Origin of the sequence: Vreelandella lionensis (assembly GCF_002087295.1) — a bacterium.
Lineage (GTDB): Bacteria > Pseudomonadota > Gammaproteobacteria > Pseudomonadales > Halomonadaceae > Vreelandella > Vreelandella lionensis.
The window spans coordinates 1-19,176 of record NZ_MWVI01000050.1; the positions used below are offsets into that span (position 1 = coordinate 1).

A 19,176-nucleotide genomic window follows, 5' to 3' on the forward strand; every position below is an offset into this window, starting at 1 on the left:
GGCGCCGGCTTCACGGATTCAGGTATATGTCAACGCACTCGCTTGGGTAGTATGAGCAGCGCGCCTTTTACTCGCCTTCGCATTTACCACCTTTCACTCATGTTAGGAAACAACCTGTTATGACGGTGCCTTTACTTGCCCTCTTTCTTTTGTGCTGCTACTGGCCTTTTCACTCGTTGCTGGCACCGCGCTGGCCCAATCTGCCCCACGAGTCGAGCTGGCGAGCGTCAACCGGGAGCCGATTTATCAAGAGCTTAACCTGGTCGGCACGGGGAGAACTCCCGGGAGGATGCGCTGCTCTCCTCGTCGGTGGCCGGGCTGGTCGCGGGCATAAAAAAACGCGGCCACCCATCGGTGGCCGCGTCTATCGCCTAATAACAGTATGTTTAGAAAGCAACGTTCAGGCCAAGCCACACCCGGCGGCCGTCATCCACATAGCCGTATTCGTCGTAGGTGATGCGCTCATCAAACAGGTTGTAGATTCCGGCATTCACCGTGGTGCTATCGTTGAGCTGATAGCCAATACCCGCATCCACAAAGGTGTAAGACGGTGCGACAATCGAGCTTTGCGACGGCCCGGTGGTGGGCTGGCTCTCCTCGCCCCGGTAGCTCACTTTGGTCCACTGACTAAGCCGTGCGTTCACATCCCAATCTAGCGTGGCCGACACTTGGTGGCGGGGCAGCTGGGTCAGCGGCTCGCCGGCGTACTCACCGCTTTTCTGTTCGGAATCGGTGAAGGTGTAGCTGGCGGTAAGCGCCAGCGTATCGCTCAACGGTGCGCTCAGACTGGCCTCGACCCCTTGCGTCACTGCATCGTCGATATTGACCCGGTACGTGGGGTCACTGCCGAACTGGTTCGGGCCTGCATTGCAAATATTGATCGGGCAGGCGATCCGGGGGATTTTGTCCTCGAAATCGTTATGGAACAGCGTCAGGCTGCCGTTCAGGCCTGCGTCGCTGCCGTACAGCAGCGTGATCTCTTTGTTGAGCGATGTTTCCGGCTCAAGGTCAGGGTCGCCATAAACATTACCGCCACGGCTGATCTGACCCCAGTCCGGGGTAATTTCCCGCAGGTTGGGGGAACGGTAGCCGGTGGATACGCCGCCTTTCAGCGTCCATTCTGGCGTCATGTTCCATACGCTGTAAAGGCGCGGGCTCAGATGGCTGCCGTAGTTGTCGCCATCGTCCAAGCGCAACCCGCCTGTCAGTGCCCAAGCGTCTGTCAGCATCCACTCATCTTCCATAAACAGCGCCCACTGGCTGTTTTCAACCGCCGTACGGTCGGAGATTTGGTTGGTGGTGCCATCCTCCAGCGACTCCTCTTCCCAGCTCGCGCCGACGGTGAGCATGTGCATACCCAAGGGAATCACTGCGCTGGTTTTCGCGGTGGTGTTGGTAATCTCGATATCCCGCGATTGGTTTTCGCTGCGCTCACGCTGCACGAAGGTTTCGCTGGTGCCCCACTCGAAGCGGCCGCTATGGGTCAGCGCTACATGGCTATTGGTGTATTCACCGATACTGTCGGTGCAGCCGCCACGGCACCCTTCCGCAGGCGCCGAGCGCCCAACCAGCGAGCGGCGATCCTGCTCGGTGATCCCCGCTTCTGCAGTAAAGTCGTGGTTATCGCTGGCGGCCAGGCTTAGCCGTGCGGTCAGGCTTTGCAAGCTCTTCTCTTCGTAGCCGTTTTCAATATCGTCTTCGTCGCGTTCTGAGGTGCGGCCATACAGCTGCAGGCCTAAACGATCCGCCACCAGCGGCCCGCTTAGGTAGAAGTTGGCTTGGCGGCTGTCGCCGGAGGCGCTGTCTTCCTGCAGCACGGTATCGAGCTGGATATTGCCGTGCCAGGTATCCGCTACCTTGCGGGTAATCACGTTGATCACCCCGCCGATGGCATCGGAGCCGTATAGCGTTGACATCGGCCCGCGCACCACCGCGATACGCTCGATGGCTTGCAGCGGCGGCAGCCAATCCTGTTCGAAGCCTGCGCTGCCGTTGGGGCGTGATTCGCGGGAGTTTTGTGGGCGGCCATCCACCAGAATCAGCGTGTATTGGGAAGGCATACCGCGAATGGACAGGTCATTGCCGTTATCGCCTGCTCCGCCCCCAGTCACTACCACGCCGGGGACATCCCGCAGCGCATCGGTGACGTTTTGATAGTGACCACGCTCCAGCTCTTCGCGGGAGATGACGCTGATTGAGGCGGGCGCACCGCTAATTTGCTGCTCAAAACCAGAAGCGGTGACCACGATATCGTTGAGCTGAGGCGTTTCTTGAGCCGCAACTGCCCCGCAGGCGAGAGATGAGATAGCGCTGGCCAGCAGCGTACGGCGCAAACGTAAAGACATAGCGGGTTCCTTTGAATTGAAAGAGCACTTATAGTTAAATACGAATTATTAGCATTTGTATTTTTGCATACTCTTTGCACAAAGAGGCGGGACGGTGCGTTCAACCCACCGGAAAACAAATGGCAATTATTTACAATCAAACAATTAAGTGGCACAATGGCGTGACCTCTTTCCCCCAGTGGCCCCGACTATGTACGATTTTGATGAACTCGCCGCTTTTGCCGATGTGATGACCACCGGCAGCCTGACGCGCAGCGCACAGAAGCTCGGGCTTGCTAAATCCACGTTAAGCCGGCGCATTAGTCAGCTAGAAGCCCGGCTGAACCAGCCGCTGCTGCGTCGCCAGGCGAACCGTTTGATTCCCACCGAAGCGGGCCTGCTGTTTCATCAGTACTGCACCGAGCTGCTGGCCATGGCCGCCCACAGCCAAGAGGCGCTGGCAGAACTTCGCGAGGAGATCAGCGGTAAAGTGACGCTGGAGGTACACGGTGCGCTGGCCCGTGGCTGGATGGCGGGCGTCGTGGATGCGTTTCTGACCCGCTACCCCAAGGTCGAGCTGACCTTGCACACCCGGGAAACGCCGCCTAGTAAAATGCACAGCAATAGCGTGCATATCTGGCTAGGCGCTACCCATGAGTGTGGGCTGAATCAAGAGCGCTTGGGCCACCTCACCCGCGGCCTCTACGCCAACCCACACTATCTGGCCCACGCGGGAACACCGCAACACCCCCAAGAGCTGGATGCGCATGCCTGGATCGACTTGTTGGATACTGCCTCTAGCGGCCTGCTGCTGCATCACCCCGAACACGCCGACTACCTGATGAACGCGCCCCGCTCGCGGCTCCGGGTAGATCTCACGGCGTGGCACATCGATGCCATTGCCTATGGCCAAGGGATCGGCCTGCTGCCCCACTGGGTGGTCGAGAAGCGCGAACGCCACCACCCTGGGGATCTGGTCAACTGCCTGCCCGGCTGGGAGCCCGCCCCCTTACCCGTGACGCTGCTGTATGCCTATGGGCATCACTCCCGCCGGGTCAATGCGCTGCTAGACTTTCTGCGTGACCAGGTGCCTAACGAGTGGCAAACCCACGCAAACGCCGTTTACGCCCATTAGCAATTCGCCTTGCCAGTTAGCCGCCTAATTACCCACAATAGGCGACCGATGATCGCCAAGGAACGTTAATGCTCGCTGAACTCTTCGCCGTCATGGCACCAGTGCTGGCCGGTGCCGGGCTGGGTTTTTTATGGGTTCGCCTTGGGCAACCCTACCCCGTCGATTTTATTACGCGTTTGGTCTTCAACATTGGTACCCCTGCGCTGGTACTGGCGTCGCTCTCTGGTGCCAACATTGATGCCGGCACCTTTGGGCAGATGATGTTAGCCACCGCGCTGGTCATTATCAGCATGGGGGCAGCCAGCTTTGCCGTGGCCAAACTGCTGCGTCGAGATTGGCGGGTACTGATCGCGCCGCTGATGTATTCCCACAAGGGTAATATGGGGCTGCCTGGCGTGCTTTACGGCTTCGGCAGCGCAGGTTTTGCTTACGGTATTACGGTGATGGTGACGGTATCGCTGTTTCAGTTCACCTTAGGAGCCGTGCTCAGCAGTAGCGGAAACCCGATTAAAACGCTGATTAAACCCCCCACGGTTTATGCCATCTTAATTTCCATGACCCTGCTGTTGACCGACACGCCGCTCCCGCTATGGATGGCCAACACCGTTGATTTAATGTCTGGGTTCACAGTACTGCTGATGCTCATCGCCCTCGGTGGATCGCTCGCTAGTATTCAGGTGGAAAGCTTACGCTCAGGGATTGGCTTTAGCTTGATCCGTATCCCTCTGGCCGCCGCTGCCGCTTGGTTTATTTCTGGTGGGCTTGGCTTACCGCCGCTGGCGCAGAGCATTTTGGTGGTGCAAATGTGCATGCGCGTGGCGGTATTCAACTATCTGTTTGCCCAGCGCGCCCGGCGCGAACCCGCTTATGTGGCCAGTTTAGTCTTCTGCTCAACGCTCATGGCGCTGATCTATTTACCGATACTGTTGGCACTGTTGATGTAGCGCCGGGGAACCCCCGGCCGCTTACGGCAGTCACTGCTAGACTTAGACTCTGATCCAGCGCTAACAGAGGACACTCGATGCCAACTCGATACGCTACGCCGTTGATGACCCCACACCGCTCGCTACGTTTACAGGCTAAACGCTGGGTGGCTCCTTCCCTGGTGGGGCTGATGCTTGCCAGCACTGCCCAGGCAGAGGTGGTTCATGATGCCCTGGAAACCGACCACTTCGCTATTACCATTGAGCGCGTGGCCAATGGCTTTGCGAACCCGTGGGCGGTGGCGTTTCTTCCCGATGGTCGCTACTTGGTGAGCGAGCGCAGCGGTGAGTTAAATCTCGTTGACTCTGACGGGCAAACGCAAGTGCTTGAAGGCATGCCCCGCGTCAGCCAAAACGGCCAGGGAGGCCTGCTCGATGTGGCGCTGCACCCTGAGTTTGGCGATGGCGAGCACGATTGGATCTACTTTACCTGGAGCAAGCCTGAGGGCAATAACAGCCGTTCAGCGCTCTCCCGCGTTAAGTGGAAAGGGGATTCGTTAGGCGACGTTGAGCACCTTTTCGAGCAGGATCGCGCCTCCTCTCCCGACCGACACTACGGCTCCCGTTTGGCATGGCTCAAAGATGGCATCATGCTGATGAGCATCGGAGACCGCGGCGTATCCCCTTCTCGCGCTCAGGCCAGCGATGACCACGCAGGCTCTACCCTTCGGCTCACCGAGACCGGAGAGGCCCCTGGCGATAATCCCTTTGTGGATGATGACGATACACTGGATGAAATTTACACCATGGGCAATCGCAACATTCAGGGCATGACCGTTCTCAGCAATGGTGAACCTTGGGCCACCGAGCACGGCCCGCGACCGGGTGATGAGCTGAATCAGATTGTACCTGGCAATAACTCCGGCTGGCCGGGGTTGAGTTTAGGCAATGACTACAGCACCAACGAGCCGATAGGCGTTGAATCTAAGCCTGGCATGGTTGACCCGGTGTATCGCTTTGATGGGCGCTTTGCCCCCTCAGGTCTTGCCGAGGTGACTAGCGATGCCTTTGAGCCCTGGCAAGGAAGCCTGCTGGCGGGTGGTCTGGGCAGCCAAAAGCTGCTGCGCCTTACCCTTGAAGAGGGTCAAGTGGCCGATGAAGAGCTGATTTTAGAAGGTGAGATCGGCCGTATTCGCGATGTGCGCCAAGGGCTAGATGAAGCGATGTATTTGCTAACCGACGGCGGCCAAGGCAGCCTTTATCGCTTGACGCCCACACAGCGCTAACCTTGTTCGACTCCCGAGACACCACCAGGAAGCACGATGCGATTACGTAACCTCATCATCTTAACGGTCATCGTGCCGCTCTTCGTGATCCTGGTGGTGTTTAGTCTGGTGGCGATCAAATCGCTGGAAGACAACGTTCGTTCCAAACTGCAACCCGAAGTCGAGATCATTACTCGCGCGCTGAGCACGTCGTTGAGCTATGCGGTGGCTCGAGACAGCGCCACGCCGCTAGAAGAGGCGCTGCAGTCGGCGTTTTCGTTTAACCGCATCTACGGGGCCTACGTATTCGATACCCAAGGCCGTGAGGTATACGGCCTTGGGCTGGGTAAAGATCTGTTCACACCGGAAGAGATTCAGCAGGTCATCGATAGCGACGACCTGCACAGCAGCTACCGACAACAGGAAGGGTGGACCTACTACTCTGCTCTCACGCCACTACGCACCCAAGCTGGCACTGTGCAAGGGGTGCTGCAGGTCAACCGACTCAATACCGGCATTGAGAATTACACCGGGTTTATCAGCATTGTGGCCGTGCTGGTCTTCGTGATTGGCGCGGCGGGCATCGTGTTCAGCATTTGGTGGGGGTTTCGTCACTACATCGAGGGGCCGCTCAACCGTCTGTTGCGCGTCATGCTGCTAGTGGAAGATGGCGACCGCAGCCAACGTGCCACAGTAGACGGCCCGACGGAGTATCGCCGTTTAGCGTCGGGCTTGAACGGCATGCTGGACGCTATGGCCGAAAAAGATCGTGATATCGATGCTCGCCAACGGAGAGAAATCGAGCTGGAAAAACGCCTGCGCAAATCGAAAAAGCTGGCAGAGCTTGGCGTGTTGGCCGCCGGGGTGGCCCACGAAATTGGCGGACCGCTGACAGTCATCAACGGCCAGGCCCAACGGTTGGCCCGCAGGGATACGATTGGCGACGACGAGCGTGCTAGGCTTGGCCGGATTCGCGGCGAGGTAGAGCGAATCGTCGAAATTGTCCGCCAACTGATGGAATTAGGCCGACAACATAACGTGGAGAAAGGACACCAAGCCCTTAACCAGCTTATCATTAGTGCCAGCGAGCTAGTCGAGGAGGAGCTGGAACCACGAAATATCTATCTGGATATTGAGCTTCCGTCCCCTCCTCCCCATTTATTAGTTAACGGTCAACAAATTGTGCAGGTACTGACCAACTTATTACGCAACGCCGCCCAAGCCCCGGACGTTAGCCATATTCGTGTTCGCGCCCAGTCGCACAGCGACGAGCTTACGGTATGGGTCGAAGATAACGGGTCAGGCATACCGACTTCGCATCATCATCAAGTGTTCGACCCCTTTTTCACCACCAAGCCGGTGGGCCAGGGCAGCGGCTTGGGACTATCGATGGTGCACCGCATTATTAACGACCACGGCGGGACGATTGGCGTATTTGACAGCGCGCTTGGCGGCGCTGGCTTTGAAATTACGCTTCCCCTTAGTGAAACCGCATCCGCTTGAGGACGACGTTTGTGACCCATCAGGAACACCTTTTACCGTTATTGGTGGTGGAAGATGACGCCGCTATCCGTGAGTTATTAGAGGAAGAGCTCAACGACGCGGGCTATGACACACTGGGTGTCCCCAGCGCTGAAGAGGCCATCGCCCTGCTTAGCCACACGCCAGTGGCCATGATGATTACCGATGTACGGCTACCCGGCATGACGGGCATTCAACTGCTGCAGCAGCTACGCCAGAGTGGCAGCGAGCTAGGCATTATTGTCATTACCGCGTTTGGCACGATTGACCAGGCGGTAGAAGCCTTAAAGCTTGGCGCAGATGATTTTTTAACTAAGCCACTTGATTTAGATGCTATCCTCGAAGCCGTATTTCGCGTACTGGAGCGACAGCGTTTGTCCCTTCCCCACGATACGGAACTCAGTCACTTCCACGGTATTGTGGGTAAAAGCCAAGCCATGCAGTCACTGTTCCACGATGCGTCTCGATTAGCCAAAAGCGATGCACCTATTTTGATCCTGGGTGAAAGCGGCACGGGTAAAGAGCTGCTGGCCCGAGCGATTCATCAAGAAAGTAGCCGCCAACGAAGCTCCTTTCGTTCCCGTTAACTGCGCCAGCATTCCCGCCGACTTGATGGAGAGCGAGTTTTTTGGTCATGTGAAAGGTGCCTTTACCGGTGCTAACGAGGCCAGAAAAGGACTGTTTCATAGCGCCCAGGGCGGCAGCCTGTTTCTCGATGAGATTGGCGAAATGCCGATCAATCTGCAGGCCAAGCTACTACGCGCCCTGCAAGAGAAAACCGTTCGCCCCGTGGGCGGCGAGCGTGAGGAACCAGTAGATGTGCGCATCATTGCCGCTACGCACCGCCACTTGGAAAAAGAGATTGAGCAGGAGAACTTTCGCAGTGACTTGTTCTACCGCTTAGAGACATTCTCACTGCGCATTCCACCGCTACGCGAGCGCGGCACGGATATCGAACACTTGGTGTTCGCACTGATTGATAAGCACGCAGAAGCCCAAGGCAACCAGATCGAACAGATCGAGCCAGAGGCGCTAATAGCCTGCTGAACTACGCCTACCCTGGTAATGTGCGTGAGCTGGAAAACGCAATTATGCGCGCGGTAACGCTCAGCGAAGCGGGCGTACTGCAGCATCAGGATTTACCTGAGCGCCTGCGCGAACAGTCTAAGCAAAAAAGCAGTGCCGACAGTACCCCAACGCTAAGCGGCGAGGTGCTACCCGGCACGCAGATTCCTGCCCCAGCGCCTGCCCGTTGGCCAAGTTTGGAAGAGGTGGAAAAGCGCTATATTCGCAAAGTGTTGGAAGCGACAGGGGGAAATAACCGGCGGACGGCCGAAGTATTAGGCATCGCCCGCCGCACTCTTTATCGGCGTTTGGAAGATAGCGAAGAGTAAGTCCAAGCCGGTCGCACTCGCCGCCCGGCTTTTTCATGCTTACTCCGGGTCACTCACGCCATCGCCGGTCGACTCACGTGTCGCTTGCCCATCATTCGCCATGGGGCCGGTATCCATGGGCTCTTGAGGTTCGTCGGTCGGTACTTTCGAATCGGTGGTCGGTGCTTCGGAATCACCGCAGCCTGTCAGCACGCCCGCCATGAGCAGTGCGCTCAACAGTAGCGCCTGCCCCCTAACCTTATCAGCTGACTGGTTTGCAACCGCCCAAACTCACCGTCATACGCTTTAAACAAGCAAAAAAAGCCCCCGCGGGCGCGGGGGCGAAAGGATGATAAACCGTGTGGAGCAGCCGCAGGGAACAGACAGCTGGGTTGGCTTACCATCGTAGGGAGCGTTGACGGCTATTGGCCGTTAGTCATGTCGTCTTCATCATCGGTAGTGTTAACGTCGTCGGTAGTGGTCTCGCTAGCACCGGGCATGGGATCGGTGCCTTCACCGAAACCAGGATTCTCTTCAGGATTGTTGACAGCGCCCGCTTGGGTATTCTCACTCGGCATTGGCTCTTGCGTCGCCGCGGGATCTTCGCCCAAGCCCGGGTCTTCATTCATCGGCTCGTCTGCCATGGTAGGCTCGTTCCCGGTAGCCGGAGCCGTCGTGGTCGTCGCATCCTGCTCCATGGTGTCAGGTTGCTGCGCCGGGGGCATTTCATCTTCGCCGTTGCCACACCCCGCCAGGGCCAAGGTGCTGCCGGTTGCGGCTAACATGCACAGTGTCAGCACACGTGGACGCTTGCGCGATTGGCTCACTTGTTTATCCATAAAGATTGCCTCCTTTTTCGACTAACGTGCTTGCGTCACTTGCCAAGCTTTTCTAAAAAGGCACATTCACACTTCATGCCAACATTGAAAAAAATACATTTATATTTAAAAAAACAATAGCTTATTAAAAAATCGTAGCCACCGTTCGCTGTCACGACAGGGTCATGGGCGTGGGTTCAAAATGGCACATGTGGCGTAATATGGCCTGGCTGGCGGGCGCGTTGTGACACATCCCACCCATTTATGTATAATAATTTTTAATAATTTATTAAACATAACCTCATCTTCTACTTATGAACCGTTTTGTGTCGTTGCTTGCAGGGAGCACGTAAATGCCGCAGGTAAGCGCATTGAGTAACGACACAAGGCTGCTCATTCAATCAAAAGGCACCGCCGATGGACGAGACACGCCCTGTCAAAATTCAGGTACGCGGCTTGAGTAAGGTCTTTGGCAAACAGCCCAAAAAAGCCCTCGAGTTACGCGACCAGGGCCTCAAACGCCCTGAGATTCTCGAAAAAACCGGCCAAACCCTCGGCCTTTCCGATATCTCCTTCGACGTCTACGAAGGTGAACTACTGGTCATCATGGGCCTGTCTGGCTCGGGTAAATCCACGCTGATTCGCTGTTTGAATCGCCTGATCGATACTACCGAAGGCGAGATCATCATCGACGGAGAGAACATCCCCACGTTGGGTGAAAAAGCGCTGCTGGAGTGCCGCCGCCGCCACTTCTCGATGGTTTTCCAAAACTTCGCCCTGTTCCCCCATCGCACGGTTCAACAGAACGCCGAGTTCGGCCTGGAAATTCGCGGCGTCGAAAAATCGGAGCGCCAGTCGATTGCTCATAACGCGCTGAAGCAGGTGGGCTTAGAGGGCTGGGAAGACGCATACCCCAATCAACTATCAGGTGGTATGCAGCAACGCGTTGGGCTTGCTCGCGCCCTGGCGAACGATGCCAGCGTGCTCTTAATGGACGAGGCGTTCTCGGCCCTCGACCCGCTGATCCGTAAGGATATGCAGCAAGAGCTACTGCAGCTGCAAAGCAAAATGCAGAAGACCACTGTCTTCATCACCCACGACCTCGATGAAGCGCTCAATATCGGCGACCGCATCGTGCTGCTGAAAGATGGTGAAGTCGTACAAATTGGCACGCCAGAAGAGATTCTGACCAAGCCCGCCGATGACTACGTCCGCCGCTTTATTGAAGGGGTGGACCGCTCGCGCATTCTGACCGCCGAGAGCGCCATGCGCCCGGTACGCACCAGCGCACGCGACAGCTAGGGCCCACGTACAGCGCTGCATCGGATGCGCGATCACAGCATTGACTCCATCTACGTCACTGACCGTGACCGTCAGTTGTTAGGCCTGCTGGAAGCGGACGCTGCCAGCCGCGCCATTGAGGCAAAAGCCGAGACCATTACCGCCCATCTGACTCAAGATTTCCGCAAAGTGCCGCCAGACGAGCCGCTGCAAAACCTCTTCGCCATGTTTAGCGAAAAGAGTTACCCGATTGCCGTGGTGGATGAGCAGCAGCGCCTGCTGGGCGTTGTAGTGAAAGGCGCAGTCCTGGATGAACTGGCACGAGCAGGAGAACAGTAATGGAGATAACACGCATTCCTTTAGGTAGCTGGATCGGAAGCGGCATGACGTGGCTGACAAGTGAATATTCGGTGGTTATCCGCGGCATTTCCCGCGTGACACAGACAGGGATCAACAGCCTCAACGATGGCCTAATGTGGCTACCCGAGTGGGCGCTACTGGCGATTATTGCACTGCTGTGCTGGAAACTCGCCAGCACTCCCCTGGCCATTGGTGCGGTTGCCGGGCTGGCTTTGATCTGGAACCTAGGGCTTTGGAACCCGATGATCGAGACGCTGACGCTGGTGGTGATTACCACGCTGGTCGCAGTAGTCATCGCCCTGCCTGTGGGGATTGCCGCCGCACTATCGGAGCGGCTCTACCGGGTGATCATGCCAGTGCTGGACTTTATGCAGACCATGCCAGCGTTTGTGTGTCTGCTCCCTGCCATTCCATTTTTCGGTATTGGCTCGGTGTCGGCGATTTTTGCCACGGTCATTTTCTCCATGCCCCCCGCGATTCGCTTTACCACTCTAGGTATTCGTCAGGTGCCGGTGGAGCTCATTGAAGCCTCCGATGCCTATGGCGCCACGCGTGGTCAAAAGCTGTTCAAGGTACAGCTGCCGCTGTCGCTGCCCACGGTGATGGCGGGCATCAACCAAACCCTCATGCTGGCACTGTCGATGGTGGTCATTGCCGCCATGATCGGCGCCGATGGTTTGGGTAGCGAAGTCTGGCGAGCCATTCAGCGTTTGCGTCCAGGGGATGGCTTCGAAGCCGGGATTGCCGTGGTCATTCTAGCCATGCTGCTGGATCGTCTGACGCAGTCGCTGCGCAAATCGCGCCGCTCATAGCCGCTCTCGGCGCTGCGTTGACCATGGCATTTGATCCCTCCGTGATGATTGACCATGCTGAAAGCGCCAAAAGGTAATTTACGTTAAACCACAACACACTATTTATACTGCAGTGGCGCTCGCCACTGCCCATCAACAGGGAGCAAGTGAATGAAAACTCGGACGTTGAATCACCGCATCCGTCTCGCCTCATTAGGCCTCGTCGCTGGCACAGGTCTCGCTGCCGGCAGCATGGCCCACGCCCAAGATCAAGGCACGGTCAACTTGGCCTATGTCGAGTGGTCCTCTGAAGTCGCTTCCACTAACGTCATTGCTGCGGTTCTCGAGCAGGCAGGGTTCGAGGTGGAACTGACCTCGCTGTCCGCAGCGGCCATGTTCCAAGCCCTCTCCACGGGTGAGGCCGATGCCATCGTCGCCGCTTGGCTGCCCACCACTCACGCAGAGTACATGGATCGTGTCGGTGACAATACCGAAGACTTAGGCCCCAATCTGGATGGCACCAAGCTCGGCTTGGTCGTACCTGAGTACACCGACGTGGACTCCATCGCCGATCTGAACGACAACGCCGACAGCTTCAACGGCGAGATCATCGGTATTGACCCCGGTGCCGGCCTGATGGCACTCACCGAAGAGGTCGTGGATACCTATGACCTCGGGCTGAACCTGCGCAGCGGCAGCGGTGCTACCATGACGGCTGCTTTGGCCAGTGCCATCCAAAACGAAGAGGATGTGGTCGTCACTGGCTGGACGCCGCATTGGATGTTTGCTCGGTTCGATCTGAAGTACCTCGAAGACCCAGAAAACGTCTACGGCGGTGCCGAGCAGATCCATACCGTCGTACGTAGCGGTCTGGAAGAAGACATGCCAGAAGCCTACGCCATTCTGGATGCCTTCGAGTGGACGCCCGAGCAGGTGGGCGAGGTGATGCTGATGAACCAAGAAGATGGCAGCGACCCCTACGAAAATGCCAAGCAGTGGGTAGAAGAGAACCAAGACGTGGTCGAGCAGTGGCTCAACGGCTAGTCATACTCTGCCCCGAGCGTTAAATGACAGAGGGCTTCGGCCCTCTGTCGTCGTTGTAAATGTGTCGTTGTAAATGTGACGCTTTTTCGTGCTAATGTGCCCGCGCGTTGAACAAAGATTAAGCAACGTTTGCTACTGTTACTGATGTAATACACGCCTGCTAACGCATTGGTGATTGGCCAGAAGGTAACTGCTGGCCCATCCAGGCGCGTTTGGCGGTTTCTGTCCGACATGGAGAGGCTCCCGTGGATAATCCTGACTCTAAGCATCCCGCTGATGAGCCGGTATCAGAAGGCATCCCCGCCCCTGATGGTCCGGCTAACCTGATCGATACCGATTATGTGATCGGTCAGGACAATATTGCTACCAGTGCTGTGGGCTTTAACCTTGATCTACATGGCAAGGTATTTACCATTTCTGCGCTCGTGGTGTTGCTATTTGTAGTGCTAACCCTAGCACTGCAAGATGCGATTTCACCGGTTTACGACGCCATTTTTGGTTTCTTAACCGGTAATCTGGCTTGGTTCTTTATCCTGGCCGCCAATATCTTCGTCATTCTGTGCCTGGGCTTGATTGTCTCGCCGTTAGGTAAAATCCGCATTGGCGGGGCAGATGCCAAGCCAGACTTTACCTATACCGGCTGGTTCTTCATGCTGTTTGCCGCTGGCATGGGTATTGGCCTGATGTTCTTTGGCGTCAATGAGCCGCTGACCCACTTCGGCACCTCTTTGGAGGGTGGCGACTGGGCACCGTTGGCTGGCGCTGAGGGCGATACGGCAGGCGCAGCGGCGCTGGGCATGGCGGCAACGATCTTCCACTGGGGTCTGCATCCGTGGGCGATTTATGCCGTGGTGGCTCTGTCATTGGCGCTATTCTCGTTCAACAAAGGCTTGCCGCTCTCCATGCGCTCGGTGTTCTACCCGCTACTGGGTGAACGCGTTTGGGGTTGGCCGGGCCACTTGATCGACATTCTGGCGGTGTTTGCCACACTGTTTGGTCTGGCCACGTCACTTGGGGCTGGGCGCTACCCAGGCCGCTGCTGGCTTGACCTATCTGTTTGGCGCGCCGGAAAGTGATATCACGATGATTCTGCTCATCATCGGTATCACGATAATAGCGACTGGCTCGATCGTTGCCGGTGTCGACAAGGGCGTACAGCTGCTGTCGAAAATCAACATCGCCATGGCTGCCGCGCTGCTGTTCTTCGTGATCGGTGTCGGCCCGACGCTGCTGATTGCCACTGGTTTCTTCGAGAACCTGGTGAACTATGTGGTTCATCTTCCGGCCCTCTCCAACCCCTTTGGCCGTGAAGATGCCAACTTCAGCCAAGGCTGGACGGCCTTCTACTGGGCCTGGTGGATCTCCTGGTCACCCTACGTCGGCATGTTCATCGCGCGGGTTTCCCGTGGCCGGACCGTTCGTGAATTCCTGATCTCGGTGCTGCTGGTGCCTTCGGTCGTCTCGGTACTGTGGATGACGACCTTCGGTGGCACCGCCATCGATCAGTACGTCAGCCAAGGCATCGAGGCCGTGCGCGACGCCGGTGTGGACCTGCAGCTGTTCGTGATGCTGGAGCAGTGGCCGCTGTCGCAGATGACCTCGTTCATTGCGATTCTGCTGGTCATCATCTTCTTCGTGACCTCGTCTGACTCGGGCTCGCTGGTCATCGACTCCATTACCGCAGGTGGCAAGGTCGATGCACCGAAACCGCAGCGTGTGTTCTGGGCGATCATCGAAGGCGCGATTGCCATTGCACTGCTGCTGGGGGGCGGTTTGACGGCCCTGCAAACCATGGCCGTGTCGACCGGGTTCCCGTTCACCATCATTCTACTGGTGGCCTGCTACGCCATCATCAAAGGCTTGATGAGCGAACCCAAAGCAGTGTAAGTAACAGCTTCAACTCGGCAAGAAGTCAACGGGCAGCTCAAGGGCTGCCCGTTTTATTATGCAAAGAAGGTGCGAGCGCTAACACCAAAGCGCTTTTAAAGGCGTCTCAGGGCTATAGCGATTGGCGATTTGCGCCTGCAAAAGCTCGGCAGTGGCAAGAGCATCAATGAGCGCATGGTGGCCTTGGTAAACGGGTAAGCCGTAGCGCTCGCGGCTGGCGTTGAGGCGAATCGATACCGGCGGACGCCCCAGCCAGCGGCGAAAGCGCGCCCCCAGTGTTTGTCGATGCCACCGCGCTTCCAACGACATGGTATCGATCATGGGAAACAACCCCCCCTCCCCACGGCGCGCCTTCACCGCCGCATCGAGAAAAGGCCGCTCGATATTACGAAAGTGAACCACCACGACCCGCCCGGCCAACACCGCCAACAGCTCGTCTAGCACGCTATCCAAGTCTGGCGCATCGGCAATCTCCGAGTGCGTGATGTGGTGATACGCTATCGATTCCTCATCTAACGGACGGGGCGGTTTCACTACCCAGTAACGGCGCTGAGCCATGGATATACGCCCTAACGTAAACGGCACGACGCCAATGCTGACGATCGCATGGCGTCGCTCATCGAGTCCGGTGGCTTCCATATCCAGCGCCACCATGGGCACTTCTGACAAGGGCGTATCAGGATCAGGCATGGGCGTGTTGAAAAAGCGCTTCAACATCTCATCTTGAGCTCGCTCAGCGCGGGCTTCCATATAACTCGCCCAGTCGGCCTGAGTAACTTTTTGGCGCGGTCGTATGCCGTGCATATCAGCGCCCCTGCCGTTGGGTGGGAACGGGATAGCGGAACTTCAAAAACTTCTGAGCATTGCTCAACACCTGAAAAGCATCCTTTAGGGTGTGCCGTTCGCTATCTTCTACGTTCTCCGGCTCGATATTGTTGTCCGGCTCACGCTCCTCCTGCAGGTCGATCATTTGGTGACGGATCCGCGACATGCACAAGAACTCGAGCGCATAGCTGAGTTTGTCACTCACCCCGGTGGCTAGCAGCTGGGTTTTGCTGATGTCGTCCAAGCGCTGGAAGGAGTTTTGCGCTTTGGAACCGCAGGCCAATGCATGCACGCGAATCAAATCCACCATCGGTGCCGTTCCGCGCCGCTTTAGGTTGATGGAGTTGTTGTGCTTGCCATCTTTTTCCATCACGAAGGTGCGGAAGAACCCCAAAGGCGGCGTGCGATTAAGCGCATTACGCGCCATCGCCGCCAGGAACAGCGGCGACTTGGGAGCGGTTTGGGCAATCAAATCCTGCAACGTTTCAACGAACAGGTCTTCCCCATAGACGCTATCCAGATCAAAAAATATCGAGCTGTGCAGCAGCTTCTCGGGCGTTGGGTTCGCCATCCAGTCCTAGAAGTAGCGTTTCCATACCGACAGCGGCTGACGCCACTGGCGATTGGTCGCCATCACATCGCCCTTGCAATAGGTGTAGCCACAGGCGGCCAAGCCATCGCTGACGAACGCCGCCAGGGCATGGAAGTACTCGTCGTGCTCTCGGCGACGAAGTCATCAGAGAGAATCAGCGCATTATCCTGGTCGGTGACAATGCTCTGCTCATTACGCGCCATGGAGCCATTGACCATATAGCAATAAGGCACTGGCGGCGGCCCAAGGGTATCTTCTGCCAGTTCTAACAACCGTCGAGTAAAGCTACGCCCAATAGTGGAAAGCGCACTGCCCACCATTTGTGAGTTGGCCCCCTCCTGTACCATCCGCACAAAGGCGGCGCGTACGTCTGGCGCTAGCTTGGCAAGCCCCTGGGCGCTGGACTGGTTGAAGATATTGCTCACCAGATAAAGACCGCTCTGGGTTTCATAGCGAATAATATCGGAAAGGTGCACGACCCCCTCCGGGCGCTGGCGGTAAAGCACCGGCAGGTGATGCACGTTGTTACGCAGCATAGTGCGCATTGCTTCAAATATTGACGCATCAGACTGCACGGTAATTAGCCGTTCCGACACGACCTCGCCAATAGGCGTGCTGGACGATAACCCTTCAGCCACCACGCGGGTACGGAAATCGCTGTCAGTCAGAATACCGCACATCTGCCAGGTTTTGCCTTCGCTGTCCTGGAAGCTGTAACGGGGGTTATCGCTACCTTCATTAATCACCAGCACCGCAGAGGCCTGGGCATCGCTAATCTGCTTGGCCGCCTGTTGTACGCTGGTGGTGGATTCGACCATCACCGGGTAACGGGTGACCAGCTTACGAATACGGGTCACCATCATGTCGTTAGACTTTTTCTGTTGTTCTGCGGCGGTCTCTAATCGAGGACGCTCCAACTCGACGAAGTCAGCGAAGTCAACATCCTCTTCGCATAGCCGTTGAAATACCTCATTGGGAATAAAGTAAATCAAGGAATCTTCAATAGCTTTGGCGGGAAAACGCACCTTGTGGTTACGCAGCAGGCTAAAGTGGCCAAAAATATCCCCCTCGCCTAGGCGGTTATAAAGCTCCCCTTGGCGGCGATAGACTTCAACTGCGCCGCTGCGAATGTAGTAAAGCTCGTCGAGGGTATCGTTGAGCTCCAGAATATCGCTGCCCGTTTTGAAGTAGCTTACCTCTACCTGCTCGGCAATCGCGTCCAGCAGTTCATCCGACAAACCATCAAACGGGGGAAACTGCCCCATATGCTGGCGTATTTCTAATAACTCGACGTCCATACGCTCTCCTGCTGGGCGCTGACTCTGTTGAACGGGCTGTGCTTTGATGCATCATGGGACGACAAATAGGTCGTCCTGGTCTCAGTGTGTCGTGAACATTCACCTTGGACAACCCTTTGAGGTGAAACGAAAGTGCCGGACTCAATGACCCGCACAGAAAAAGCCCAACGCATGTACGTTGGGCTTTGGTCGGCTTGCGGCGTGACAGTTACTTCGCACGTTAAGGAAAATCTGTCACTATCCGCATAGCCTTAGATGAATCACTTAAGAAATGGCGCTTATGACTGGTTAGCCATCTCTTGAACGCGCTGCATCATTTCAGGATCTTGCTGGATGGATTGACCGATAGCATTGAACGTGTCGACGTCCAAGCCGCTATCTTCGACGACTTCGATCATGCGGTCGTTAGCTTCAGCGCGAACTTCCTGTTGTGTGGCTTCGTCTTCTGCTTCCTGCAGACGCTGGGTGTACTCTTGCGAGATCACGGCGATTTCTTGAGAAGCATCGGCGAACTGCTGTAGCTGCTGATCAGAGAAATCCTGAGTCGGGGCTTGTTGAGTAGCCATTGGGTCTTGCGTTTGACCGTCGGCTTGTTGGGCGTGAGCGGTGCCCGCCATCAGACCCGTCGCAAGAAGTGCAGCAGAGAACAGAGCAGTCATACGTTGCATGGTAAGAAACCTCATTGACGCGTTATAAATGTGCCCAGTGTGACGCGTCGTTTGGGCGCTGGTTCAATCTTTTATGTAAAACTCAGTAACAAAAAGAACAAAGCGTAAGTTATTCACGCAGCAACTCATGCTGCTATAGGAGAATTATGTCTAGTATTTTCAATGCTTTAAAAGAAAAAGACGCTGCCTCTCTCGGGCTTGCCGCCATGCCTGGTATCTTCGTTCTTTTATGGAGCACGGGCTTTATTGGCGCAAAATTTGGCCTCCCTTACGCCGAACCCTTCACCTTTTTGTTCCTCCGCTTCGTACTCACCCTACTGCTACTGACTCCCTTGATATGGATAATGCGAATTTCATGGCCTTCATCCCCTACGTTATGGAAACATATCGCGGTATCGGGTTTGCTGGTTCATGGCACCTACTTAGGCGGTGTATTTTACGGTATCTATTGGGGCATGCCTGCGGGTCTGGCCGCGCTTTTGGTTGGCCTGCAGCCACTCCTCACCGCCGCCTGCGCAGGACCGCTGCTCGGCGAGCGGTTGACCAGACGGCAGTGGTTAGGCCTGTTGTTGGGATTGGTCGGCATCAGCTTGGTTCTGGGCAGTAAGCTGGAACTCGGCAGCACGCTCTTTAGCGGCTTTGGGATGGGCGCATTGGTGAGCGTGATGGCTGCCCTAGTGGGTATCTCGCTTGGCACCCTATACCAAAAGCGCTACTGCACCAGCATGCCACTACTGTCGGGCGCAGCGATCCAGTACATGGCGGCAGGTGGACTGTTGGGCATTGGCGCCCTACTGTTCGAAAGCCGCGAGGTGGAGTGGAGCACAACGTTCATACTCACGGTTGGCTGGCTCGTGCTGGCTCTCTCAATTGCCGCTATCCTGTTATTGATGGCCTTGATAAAAAAGGGGGAGGCTTCCCGCGTGGCAAGCCTCTTTTATCTGGTGCCTCCCGTGACCGCGCTGCAGGCGTGGTGGTTATTTGATGAACGGCTGCCGCTGATGGGGCTCATCGGCATGGTCATTGCCATCGCAGGGGTGGTGATGGTCGTCAAATCCGCCAGCAAATAAC

At 56.5% G+C, this 19,176-nt stretch carries 12 protein-coding genes and 4 pseudogenes; 10 read left to right on the forward strand and 6 right to left on the reverse strand.

Translation table 11 applies throughout. The annotated features are described in order from the left end of the window. Window positions 1-386: 386 nt before the first annotated feature. Window positions 387-2,345, reverse strand: coding sequence for a ligand-gated channel protein (locus tag B4967_RS05705; RefSeq protein WP_083024152.1), 1,959 nt, complete (start codon window positions 2,343-2,345; stop codon window positions 387-389). A gap of 190 nt (window positions 2,346-2,535) precedes the next feature. On the opposite strand from B4967_RS05705, the gene B4967_RS05710 reads away from it, so the two are divergent. The 5 genes and pseudogenes from B4967_RS05710 to B4967_RS20690 all read left to right on the forward strand — a co-directional run bounded on the left by B4967_RS05710 (window position 2,536) and on the right by B4967_RS20690 (window position 8,562). Beyond that, window positions 2,536-3,459, forward strand: a complete 924-nt coding sequence (locus B4967_RS05710) for a LysR family transcriptional regulator (protein WP_083024153.1) — start codon at window positions 2,536-2,538, stop codon at window positions 3,457-3,459. 68 nt (window positions 3,460-3,527) lie between these two features. After that, window positions 3,528-4,403 carry an AEC family transporter gene (locus B4967_RS05715; RefSeq protein ID WP_083024155.1) on the forward strand — a complete coding sequence of 292 codons (876 nt, stop codon included), beginning with the start codon at window positions 3,528-3,530 and terminating at the stop codon, window positions 4,401-4,403. Between the two features lie 104 nt (window positions 4,404-4,507). After that, complete coding sequence (locus B4967_RS05720) at window positions 4,508-5,668, forward strand: PQQ-dependent sugar dehydrogenase (protein ID WP_083024156.1); 1,161 nt, start codon at window positions 4,508-4,510, stop codon at window positions 5,666-5,668. Between the two features lie 36 nt (window positions 5,669-5,704). Next, window positions 5,705-7,150 carry a sensor histidine kinase gene (locus B4967_RS05725; RefSeq protein WP_083024158.1) on the forward strand — a complete coding sequence of 482 codons (1,446 nt, stop codon included), beginning with the start codon at window positions 5,705-5,707 and terminating at the stop codon, window positions 7,148-7,150. 11 nt (window positions 7,151-7,161) lie between these two features. Further along, window positions 7,162-8,562, forward strand: a pseudogene (locus tag B4967_RS20690) (sigma-54-dependent transcriptional regulator). A gap of 39 nt (window positions 8,563-8,601) precedes the next feature. On the opposite strand, the gene B4967_RS18020 reads toward B4967_RS20690, so the two are convergent. Both B4967_RS18020 and B4967_RS05735 read right to left on the reverse strand, forming a co-directional pair. After that, window positions 8,602-8,778 (reverse strand): hypothetical protein, encoded by a 177-nt coding sequence (locus B4967_RS18020; protein ID WP_161491476.1) that lies wholly within the window; start codon window positions 8,776-8,778, stop codon window positions 8,602-8,604. A 185-nt stretch (window positions 8,779-8,963) separates the two neighbouring features. Then, window positions 8,964-9,380 carry a hypothetical protein gene (locus B4967_RS05735; protein ID WP_083024160.1) on the reverse strand — a complete coding sequence of 139 codons (417 nt, stop codon included), beginning with the start codon at window positions 9,378-9,380 and terminating at the stop codon, window positions 8,964-8,966. Window positions 9,381-9,776: 396 nt separating this feature from the next. On the opposite strand from B4967_RS05735, the pseudogene B4967_RS05740 reads away from it, so the two are divergent. The 4 genes and pseudogenes from B4967_RS05740 (at window position 9,777) to B4967_RS05755 (ending at window position 14,722) form a co-directional block, all read left to right on the forward strand. After that, window positions 9,777-10,979, forward strand: a pseudogene (locus B4967_RS05740) (quaternary amine ABC transporter ATP-binding protein). After that, entirely contained in the window at window positions 10,979-11,812 is an 834-nt protein-coding gene (locus B4967_RS05745) for an ABC transporter permease (protein WP_083024161.1), read from the forward strand. The pseudogene B4967_RS05740 and the gene B4967_RS05745 overlap by 1 nt, the downstream one beginning before the upstream one ends. A 150-nt stretch (window positions 11,813-11,962) precedes the next feature. Further along, entirely contained in the window at window positions 11,963-12,835 is an 873-nt protein-coding gene (locus B4967_RS05750) for a glycine betaine ABC transporter substrate-binding protein (RefSeq protein WP_083024163.1), read from the forward strand. A gap of 245 nt (window positions 12,836-13,080) precedes the next feature. Continuing rightward, window positions 13,081-14,722, forward strand: a pseudogene (locus B4967_RS05755) (BCCT family transporter). 78 nt (window positions 14,723-14,800) lie between these two features. On the opposite strand, the gene B4967_RS05760 reads toward B4967_RS05755, so the two are convergent. The 3 genes and pseudogenes from B4967_RS05760 to B4967_RS05770 all read right to left on the reverse strand — a co-directional run bounded on the left by B4967_RS05760 (window position 14,801) and on the right by B4967_RS05770 (window position 18,105). Then, a complete protein-coding gene (locus B4967_RS05760) occupies window positions 14,801-15,526 on the reverse strand; it encodes a 3'-5' exonuclease (protein ID WP_083024165.1) in 726 nt (241 codons plus the stop codon). A 1-nt stretch (window position 15,527) separates the two neighbouring features. Then, window positions 15,528-17,437: pseudogene (locus tag B4967_RS05765) on the reverse strand (DUF294 nucleotidyltransferase-like domain-containing protein). Between the two features lie 278 nt (window positions 17,438-17,715). Further along, window positions 17,716-18,105: a DUF4168 domain-containing protein gene (locus B4967_RS05770; RefSeq protein ID WP_083024167.1), complete on the reverse strand. Its 390-nt coding sequence runs from the start codon at window positions 18,103-18,105 to the stop codon at window positions 17,716-17,718. A gap of 146 nt (window positions 18,106-18,251) precedes the next feature. On the opposite strand from B4967_RS05770, the gene B4967_RS05775 reads away from it, so the two are divergent. After that, window positions 18,252-19,175 (forward strand): DMT family transporter, encoded by a 924-nt coding sequence (locus B4967_RS05775; RefSeq protein ID WP_083024168.1) that lies wholly within the window; start codon window positions 18,252-18,254, stop codon window positions 19,173-19,175. The last annotated feature ends 1 nt before the right edge of the window (window position 19,176 follow it).

What these genes read in the sequence shown, in the direction of transcription:
- B4967_RS05775 (WP_083024168.1), top strand. Translation starts at nt 18,252, where the DNA reads ATGTCTAGTATTTTCAATGCTTTAAAAGAAAAAGACGCTGCCTCTCTC.
- B4967_RS05720 (WP_083024156.1), top strand. Translation starts at nt 4,508, where the DNA reads ATGACCCCACACCGCTCGCTACGTTTACAGGCTAAACGCTGGGTGGCT.
- B4967_RS05760 (WP_083024165.1), bottom strand. Translation starts at nt 15,526, where the DNA reads ATGCACGGCATACGACCGCGCCAAAAAGTTACTCAGGCCGACTGGGCG.
- B4967_RS05715 (WP_083024155.1), top strand. Translation starts at nt 3,528, where the DNA reads ATGCTCGCTGAACTCTTCGCCGTCATGGCACCAGTGCTGGCCGGTGCC.
- B4967_RS05705 (WP_083024152.1), bottom strand. Translation starts at nt 2,345, where the DNA reads ATGTCTTTACGTTTGCGCCGTACGCTGCTGGCCAGCGCTATCTCATCT.
- B4967_RS05710 (WP_083024153.1), top strand. Translation starts at nt 2,536, where the DNA reads ATGTACGATTTTGATGAACTCGCCGCTTTTGCCGATGTGATGACCACC.
- B4967_RS05750 (WP_083024163.1), top strand. Translation starts at nt 11,963, where the DNA reads ATGAAAACTCGGACGTTGAATCACCGCATCCGTCTCGCCTCATTAGGC.
- B4967_RS05725 (WP_083024158.1), top strand. Translation starts at nt 5,705, where the DNA reads ATGCGATTACGTAACCTCATCATCTTAACGGTCATCGTGCCGCTCTTC.
- B4967_RS05735 (WP_083024160.1), bottom strand. Translation starts at nt 9,380, where the DNA reads ATGGATAAACAAGTGAGCCAATCGCGCAAGCGTCCACGTGTGCTGACA.
- B4967_RS05770 (WP_083024167.1), bottom strand. Translation starts at nt 18,105, where the DNA reads ATGCAACGTATGACTGCTCTGTTCTCTGCTGCACTTCTTGCGACGGGT.
- B4967_RS05745 (WP_083024161.1), top strand. Translation starts at nt 10,979, where the DNA reads ATGGAGATAACACGCATTCCTTTAGGTAGCTGGATCGGAAGCGGCATG.